At 64.5% G+C, this 7,580-nt stretch carries 7 protein-coding genes; 3 read left to right on the forward strand and 4 right to left on the reverse strand.

Annotated features, from left to right (window positions below; translation table 11 throughout):
* The 4 genes from BRAS3843_RS07510 to BRAS3843_RS07525 all read right to left on the reverse strand — a co-directional run.
* On the reverse strand, positions 1-436 hold a 436-nt coding region (locus BRAS3843_RS07510; RefSeq protein WP_244425156.1), incomplete at its 3' end, for an ATP-binding cassette domain-containing protein.
* 5 nt (positions 437-441) lie between these two features.
* Positions 442-2,211: a branched-chain amino acid ABC transporter ATP-binding protein/permease gene (locus BRAS3843_RS07515; protein ID WP_008968194.1), complete on the reverse strand. Its 1,770-nt coding sequence runs from the start codon at positions 2,209-2,211 to the stop codon at positions 442-444.
* Positions 2,208-3,251 (reverse strand): branched-chain amino acid ABC transporter permease, encoded by a 1,044-nt coding sequence (locus tag BRAS3843_RS07520; protein ID WP_008968195.1) that lies wholly within the window; start codon positions 3,249-3,251, stop codon positions 2,208-2,210. Before BRAS3843_RS07520 ends, BRAS3843_RS07515 begins: the two co-directional genes overlap by 4 nt.
* Before the next feature lie 46 nt (positions 3,252-3,297).
* The gene (locus BRAS3843_RS07525; protein WP_008968196.1) at positions 3,298-4,446 is read right to left on the reverse strand and encodes an ABC transporter substrate-binding protein; all 1,149 of its coding nucleotides are present in this window, start codon (positions 4,444-4,446) and stop codon (positions 3,298-3,300) included.
* A 632-nt stretch (positions 4,447-5,078) separates the two neighbouring features.
* On the opposite strand from BRAS3843_RS07525, the gene BRAS3843_RS07530 reads away from it, so the two are divergent.
* From BRAS3843_RS07530 to BRAS3843_RS07540, 3 genes are read left to right on the forward strand one after another with little or no spacing between them, the layout of a single operon-like run.
* The gene (locus BRAS3843_RS07530; RefSeq protein ID WP_008968197.1) at positions 5,079-5,861 is read left to right on the forward strand and encodes an aspartate/glutamate racemase family protein; all 783 of its coding nucleotides are present in this window, start codon (positions 5,079-5,081) and stop codon (positions 5,859-5,861) included.
* Between the two features lie 19 nt (positions 5,862-5,880).
* Positions 5,881-6,306 (forward strand): organic hydroperoxide resistance protein, encoded by a 426-nt coding sequence (locus BRAS3843_RS07535; protein WP_035981065.1) that lies wholly within the window; start codon positions 5,881-5,883, stop codon positions 6,304-6,306.
* Between the two features lie 25 nt (positions 6,307-6,331).
* Positions 6,332-7,510 (forward strand): thiolase family protein, encoded by a 1,179-nt coding sequence (locus tag BRAS3843_RS07540; protein ID WP_008968199.1) that lies wholly within the window; start codon positions 6,332-6,334, stop codon positions 7,508-7,510.
* The last annotated feature ends 70 nt before the right edge of the window (positions 7,511-7,580 follow it).

The following is a 7,580-nucleotide window of genomic DNA, read 5'->3' on the forward strand; positions in this document are numbered from 1 at the left end:
GGCCGAGCGCGAGCATCTGCCGCTCGCCGCCGGAGAGTGTGCCGGCGGCTTGGCGCTGCCGTTCCCGAAGGCGAGGAAAGCGATCATAGACCTCGTCGAGCGTCTTCTGCACGCCCGAGCGGTCGGGCAGGCTGTATGAGCCGAGGAGAAGATTGTCGGCAACCGACATTTCGGAGAACAGCTCGCGCTTCTCCGGGACAAGGCACAGCCGGCGCTCGACGCGGTCTTCGACCGACATCCTGCCGATGTCGCTGTCCCGGAAAACCATGCGGCCGCGCGATGCGAGCAGGCCGATGGCCGCCATCAGCAGTGTGGTCTTGCCGGCGCCGTTGGGGCCGATGACGGTGACGATCTGCCCTTCCTCGACCGACAGCGAGACGTTGCGGACTGCTTCGACATTGTCGTAGCAGACCGTCACATCGATCATGGAAAACATCGTGGTCACGCGACGCCTCCAAGATAGGCCTCTTGAACCCGCTCATCGCTGCGGATCGCGGCCGGAGCGCCTTCGCAGAGCTTGGATCCGAAATCGAGCACCACGATGCGATCGACCAGCGACATCACGAACTCCATGTCATGCTCGACGATCAGGATGGTCAGATGATCCGCCCGCAGCGACCTGAGCAGTTCGGCAAGCCGCAGCTTCTCCTGGCGGCGAAGACCCGCCGCCGGCTCGTCAAGCACCAGGAGTGCCGGGTCCGCGGCCAGCGCACGGGCGATTTCCAGAATGCGCTGGTTGCCGAGCGGCAGATTGCCGGCGAGGTCGAACGGCTTTTCGCCGAGCCCGACGCGTTCAAGCTGCGTCTGCGCCTCGTGCCTGGCGCTGGCCTCCTCGCGCCGGTTGAGGCGGAAGGCGCCGGCGAACAGGCCGGTGTGCGTGCGCGCGTAGGTGCCGAGCATCACGTTTTCCAACAGGCTCATGCGCGGCCTCAGCTTCACATGCTGGAATGTTCGCGCCACCCCGGCGCGGGCAATGCGGGATTGCGCATCGCCCGTGATCGGACGTCCGGCAAAGACAATTTCGCCCTTGTTGACTCTGAGCGCACCGGTCAGGCAGTTGAACATCGTGCTCTTGCCGGCGCCGTTGGGCCCGATGACGGCGACAATTTCGCCGGACCGCACCTCGAAGCTGACATTGTTGAGCGCGATCAGACCGCCGAACCGGCGTTCGGCGCTATCGACTTTCAGAAGGAGTTCGCCCGGCTTCGGTTGCACGCGACGGGGCAGGGGCGGCGCCGGTTGCGGCCGATCGCGCTTGGCTTTCGGCAGATAGCGCGCGACGAAGGGAACGATCCCCTGTCGCGCCCACTGCAGGAACAGGATGAACAGAGCGGAAAATGCGACGGTCTCGAGTTGGCCGGAGGCGCCCTTGGCGATCAGCGGCAGATAATCCTGTACGCTGTTCTTGAGCAGGGTGACGATGGCGGCGCCGACCACGCCACCGAGCAGGCTGCCCGCGCCACCGACCATGGACATCATCAGATATTCGATGCCCATGCTGGCATCGAACGGCCCCGGGCTGATGAAGCGGCTCATATGGGCGTAGAGCCATCCCGAAAGCGAGGCCAGGAAAGCCGCGATCACGAAGGTCGCGAGCTTGATCCGGAAAGCATTGATGCCGAGGCTCTCGACCAGGGTATTGCCGCCGCGGAGCGCGCGCATGGCGCGGCCGAGCCGGGAGTCCAAGAGGTTGTAGCCGAGCACGAGCACCGCAACGACGATGCCCCAGATCAGGAAATAGATCTGCGCGCTGGACGTCAGCACAATCCATCCGAAGCTGATCGGCGGGATCGACGAGATGCCGTTGAAGCGGCCGAGCCCCTCGACATTGCCGAACAGGAAGCCGATTGCGAGACCCCATGCGACAGTGCTGAGCGAAAGGAAATGACCCTGAAGCCGCAGCGTGACCACGCCGAGAACGGTTGCCACCCCGCACGTCAGGGCCACGCCGAACACCAGTCCGAGCCAGGGCGAATACCCGTTCAGCGCGGAGACCCAAGCCGTCGCATAGGCCGCGACGCCGACGAACGCCGCCTGTCCGAACGACACGATCCCGCCGACCCCGGTGAGGAGTGCGAGGCCGATGGCGACCAGCGAATAGATGCCGATATAGTTCATCAGCGTGATGCTGAACGGACTGAGGACGAAGGGGGCGGTCGCGAGACACAGCACGGCGACAATGGCGGCGAGCCTGATGTGAAGGCGCGTCATTCCTCGATCTCCTCCTCCGAATGCAGCGAGGCGAGGGATCGCCAGATCAGGATCGGGATCAGGAGCGAAAAGACGATGACATCCTTCAGCGCGCTGCTCTCGAAAGACGCAAAGCTTTCAAGGATGCCGACGCCGACAGCGCCGATCGCCGCACCGGGGTAGCTGGTCATGCCGCCGACGATGGCGCCGACGAAGGCTTTGAGGCCGAGCAGGAAGCCGGAGTCGTAGAACACGGTGTTCACCGGCGCGATCAGGATGCCAGACACGCCGGCCATGAGCGAGCCAAGGAGATAGGCGATCGTGCCGGCGCGCTCAGGTCGTATGCCCATCAGGCGGGAGCCGGTCCTGTTTACCGCTGTGGCACGCAGCGATTTGCCGACCAGCGTGAAGTCGAAGAAGAGATAGAGGAGGCCGCTGAAAACGAGTGCTGCGAGCACGATCAGCATGGTCTGCCCCGAGATCAGCACGCCCGCGAACTCGGTCGAGAGCGAGGTCAGCGGATCGGTCCGGACCCCTTCGGGGCCGAAGAACAAGAGGCCAAGGCCGACCAGCGCGAAATGCAGCGCCACGGACACCGTCAGCAGCAGGAGCACGCTGCCGTCGGCGATCGGGCGGAACACGATCCGATCCAGAAGCGGGGCAATAGGCGCGATCAGCATCAGCGCGAGCACGAGCCTGACGGCGAGCGGAGGATCGGCGCGCATCACGAGCCAGGCGGCGCCGACCACGACCAGCGGAAGCACCAGGTAGAAGACAACCGCGCGGGGCAGGAGCCGGAGCTCGCCGCCGCGTACGAGCGAGATGATTTCCATCAGGGTTGCAAGGCAGGCCAGCACGACGACCAAGGTCCCCGTGCCCGGAAAGCGCTTTGCGTCGAGGGCGGCCAGCGTCAGCGCGGTGAACGCGGCGATGTCGCCGAAGGGAATGAAGATGACGCGCGTCACCGTGAAGATCAGGACCGTCCCGATCGCCACCAGGGCGTAGACGGCCCCGGTGGCGATCCCGTCGATCGCAAGAATGGCTGCGATGTCGCTCGTCATTGAGACGTCGTTTCCTCGTTACGACTGCCGGTCTGCCGTTTCTCGACTACGGCGCGTACTTCCAGGCGCCGTCGGTCAGGCGGACGACGACAAGAGAGCGCTCGTCCACGCCTGTGACCGAGCCTGGCTTGAAGTTGTAGATGGCGTGCACACCCGGCAGCTCCTTGGTGCTGAGGATCGCATCGCGCAGAGCGGTGCGGAACTCGGCAGTCCCAGGCTTTGCGGACTTGAGTGCGCGCTCGGCGGCATTGGCGAAGATCAGCCAGGCGTCGAAGGAGTAGGCAGAAAACCCGTCGGTGGTCGGTATATTATGGGTCTTCTGGTAGACCGCACGGAACTCCAGTGCGAGCTTCTTTGCGAAATGATCGTCGGGCAGTTGCTCGGCCACGATGACGGGGCCTGCCGAGACCTGGATGCCCTCGGCCGCCTTGCCACCGACGTGCACGAAGTCCGGATTGACCAGCGCCACCGTGCCGTAAGTCTTACCCTTGAAGCCACGCTCAGAAAGGCTCAGGAGCGGCAGCGCGCCCTGCGTGCCCGACCCGCCGTCCAGGACGGCATCAGGCCGCGCGGCGAGCACCTTGAGGGTCTGTGCGGTGACCGAGGTGTCGGTGCGGGCATAGCGCTCGTTGGTCTGCACCTTGATGTCGTCGATCGCCTCGGCGGCTTTGGCGCCATTATAGACAAGGTCGCCCCAGGCATCGGAGAAGCCGATATAGCCGATGTTCTTCATCCCGTCGCGCTTCATGCGGTCGGCGACGATCTTGACGAGGAGCGAAGCCGGCTGCGGCACCGCGACCACCCACTGTTCTGGCGATTCAGGAAGCTTGCCGATAGGCGATACCGCGATCATCGGCACTTTCAGCTCACTCGCCACCGCCGCCATGGCGATGGTCGAGGGCGCCGTTGCAGTGCCCATCAAAAGATCCACCTTTTCTTCTTCCACGAGCTTGCGCGCATTGCGGGTCGCGGTCGACGGATCGGAGCCGTCGTCGAGCTGGATCAGGCGGATGGTCTCGCCGCCGATGGTCTTCTTGTATTCATAGGCGGCATTGATGCCGCGCCCGTAGGGGATGCCGATCGAGGAGCCTGGTCCGCTCAGTGACGTGACGAAGCCGATCGTGATGTCGGCCTGCGCAGCCGGTGCTGCGAACATGCCGGCGACAAGTGCAAGTAAGCTCAGAGTCCTGCGCATGTGCGTCTTCCTCGGTTGGTGCTGGACAGGAATGCCTCGAAGCTGCCGAACGGCGAGCCCGAGCGACGAATGAACCGACTGAAAGCGGTGCTGTAGCGCCGCATCCCGGGCGCGACCGAAGAGGTTTTGCTCGGCGGGGCGTCAGCAGCCATGGCGTTGGTTGCCGCTCGAACAGCTGGCCCATCGGGGAATGCGGGCGGGCCTTTGCCGACGCAATGAAAGGCCGTCAGCCCGGCCGCGATGCGCGACCGGTGATGCTGCTGCTGCCGCCGGCTGTTCGAGCACGGCGATGATCCACGCGATCGAGTCTCTCAAAATCGGTGCCCTGCAACATCATTGTCATGGCCGCCGGTCCTGACCGGCGAGGAATTACTTAAAGCCTAAAGTATTGCCGGTGGGGCCGTCAACACGTGTCACGGCGCTGTCAGAAAAAATGTTATTGCATACAATTCCGCAGGAGCGCGGCGGCTTCCTCGCCTGACGGCCGTCTGAAAATGCCGTGTTCGCGCTGCCGCGAGGCGACAGTTGTCGCCGCCGCAGCGGGCATTTGACGCACGAATTAGTTTATGATTGAAATATATTCATCGGCAGCCGACGACCGATCCTCCGACCACCGCTTGAGGAGAAGGACGATGCGCATCTTCTGGCAGAGCTTCGTTGATGCAAGCGTGAACGCGCCCTACATGGCGCTGCTGTCGGAATATCTCAACAACATCGCCGCGCCCGGCACGACGGTTCATGTCGAGGGCATTTCGCCGCCGGACCGGGAGTTCGGCCGGCTTGCGGAGTTGCGTTGTGCCGTCCAGGCCATCGACAACGGCATCGCGGCCGAGGAGGGCGGGTTCGACGCCTTCGTGATGGGACATTTCCAGGACCCTGGACTCTACGAGTTGCGCTCGGCGCTCGACATTCCCGTGATCGGGACCGGCGAGGCGACGTTGCTGGCGGCGTCGCAACTCGGCCGGCGGCTCGGTCTTGTGACGATCGATCCTGTCTTCGAGGTCTGGCACTACGAGCAGGCAGAGCGTTACGGCCTCGGCGATCGCGTGGTTCACGTCACCGGGCTTGGCTGCAAGCCGGAGGATTTCGCCAGCGCGTTCGCCGGAGACCACGCCGCGCAGGCCCGCATGATTGGGGATTTTGTCGCCTGCGCCCGTCCGCTGGTGGAGCGCGGCGCCGATGTCGTGATCCCGGCCGGTGTGCTGCCAGGCCTTCTGATCGGTCGGGAGCATGGCCTCAAGGTCGGGCACGCGCCGGTGGTCAACTGTGCGGCCGTGGCGCTGAAGAGTGCCGAGATGTGGGTGCAGCTCCGGCAGCTCAATGGCACCGAGCCCAGTCGCGGGCCGAGTTTCAGGCGGCCCAGCGCCCAGGCGCGCGGCGATTTCCGCGCGCTGCTTGCCCGCAACAGCCGTTAATCCCGGAGTCCAAGTCATGATGCGTCCTGAAAAGATTCTGTACGAGACCGAGGTGACGGCGACCGGCGGGCGGGACGGCAAGGCCGTCAGCGACGACGGTCTATTGTCGGTGTCGCTGTCGCTGCCGAAGTCGCTGGGCGGCTCCGGGGACGTAGGCACCAATCCCGAGCAGCTCTTTGCGGCCGGTTACGCCGCGTGCTTTCTCGGCGCGGTCAAGCTCGTCGCGCGCACCCGGAAGGTCGCGCCATCCAGCGAGCCCTCGGTGACCGCGAATGTTGGGATGGGTCCGATTCCCCTCGGATATGCGCTCGCTGTCGAACTGAAGGTCGACCTGCCCGGTGTCGAGAAATCGGTGGCCGAAGAGATCGTCGCAGGCGCGCATGAGCGTTGTCCCTATTCGAACGCGACTCGCGGCAATATTGACGTGAAACTGACAGTGATCTGAGGCGGATGAACGAGGCGGGCGGTTGGTGACGAAGACCTTGCGCACACCTTACGACGGCGTCGTGATGGCGACGCCCGTCACGATTCCCTATGTGCGCTATTCCGTCGAAAGCGCGCAATGGTGGATCGGCCGCGCGCTGAGCGCGCTCGTCGCGCAGTCCGGCATCAAGGTCTCCGACATCGACGGTCTGTGCGTCTCCAGTTTCACCATGGGCACTGACAGCGGGATCGGACTGACGCAGCATTTCGGGCTGTGCGTGCGATGGCTGGATACGATTCCGCTCGGTGGCGCCAGCGCGATCGCAGCGTTGCGGAAGGCAGCGCGCGCGGTTCAGGCGCGCGACGCCGACATCGTGGCGTGTGTCGCCGGCGACACCAACCACGTCGATTCGTTTCGGCTGACACTGGAGAACTTCTCGCGGTTCAACCAGGATGCGGTCTATCCCTACGGCGCTGGCGGCGCCAATTCCAGCTTCGCGCTGATTGCGCGCAACTACATGCGGACGTTTGGTGTTACGCGCGAGGATGTCGGCCGGATCGCCGTCGCCCAGCGCGCCAATGCCTTGCGCAATCCGCATGCGCTGATGAAGTCGCCACTAACGATGGAGCAATATCTGGCGGCGCGGCCGATCTCGGATCCCATCCATCTCTTCGATTGTGTGATGCCGTGCGCCGGCGCCGAGGCCTTCCTGGTGATGCGGGACGAGACCGCAGCGTCGCTCGGGCTGAAAGCCGCGCGGCTGCTTTCAACCATCGAGCGGCACAATGCCTTTGCCGACGATCCGATGCAGGTGCGCGGCGGCTGGGCGATGGACGTCGGCGAGCTTTATGCGATGGCCGGGGTGAAGACTGACGATCTCGACCTCGTGCAGACCTATGACGACTATCCCGTCATCACGATGATGCAGTTCGAGGATCTCGGCTTCTGCAAGAAGGGGGAGGGGGCCGAGTTCGTGCGCCAGCACGATCTCACCATCGACGGCGACTTTCCGCACAACACGTCGGGCGGGCAACTCTCGGTTGGGCAGGCCGGCGCCGCCGGCGCCTATCTCGGTCTGGTCGAAGGGGTGCGCCAGGTCCTGGGAATCGCGGGGCCGACCCAGGTCAAGGATGCAAGGATCGCTTTGGCCTCGGGCTTCGGCATGATCAACTACGACCGTGGTCTCGCCTCCGGGGCCGCAATTTTTGCAGGGCCTTCGCGATGATCGATCCGATTAAGCCGCCCCCGCGCAAGAACCCGCTGTTGCGGACGCGGCTGCCTGCCTCGCCGCCGCG

Source organism: Bradyrhizobium sp. STM 3843 (genome assembly GCF_000239815.1).
GTDB lineage: Bacteria > Pseudomonadota > Alphaproteobacteria > Rhizobiales > Xanthobacteraceae > Bradyrhizobium.

Coding starts and splice junctions, on each gene's coding strand:
- BRAS3843_RS07535 (WP_035981065.1), top strand. CDS start 5,881: ATGCGTCCTGAAAAGATTCTGTACGAGACCGAGGTGACGGCGACCGGC.
- BRAS3843_RS07520 (WP_008968195.1), bottom strand. CDS start 3,251: ATGACGAGCGACATCGCAGCCATTCTTGCGATCGACGGGATCGCCACC.
- BRAS3843_RS07515 (WP_008968194.1), bottom strand. CDS start 2,211: ATGACGCGCCTTCACATCAGGCTCGCCGCCATTGTCGCCGTGCTGTGT.
- BRAS3843_RS07530 (WP_008968197.1), top strand. CDS start 5,079: ATGCGCATCTTCTGGCAGAGCTTCGTTGATGCAAGCGTGAACGCGCCC.
- BRAS3843_RS07525 (WP_008968196.1), bottom strand. CDS start 4,446: ATGCGCAGGACTCTGAGCTTACTTGCACTTGTCGCCGGCATGTTCGCA.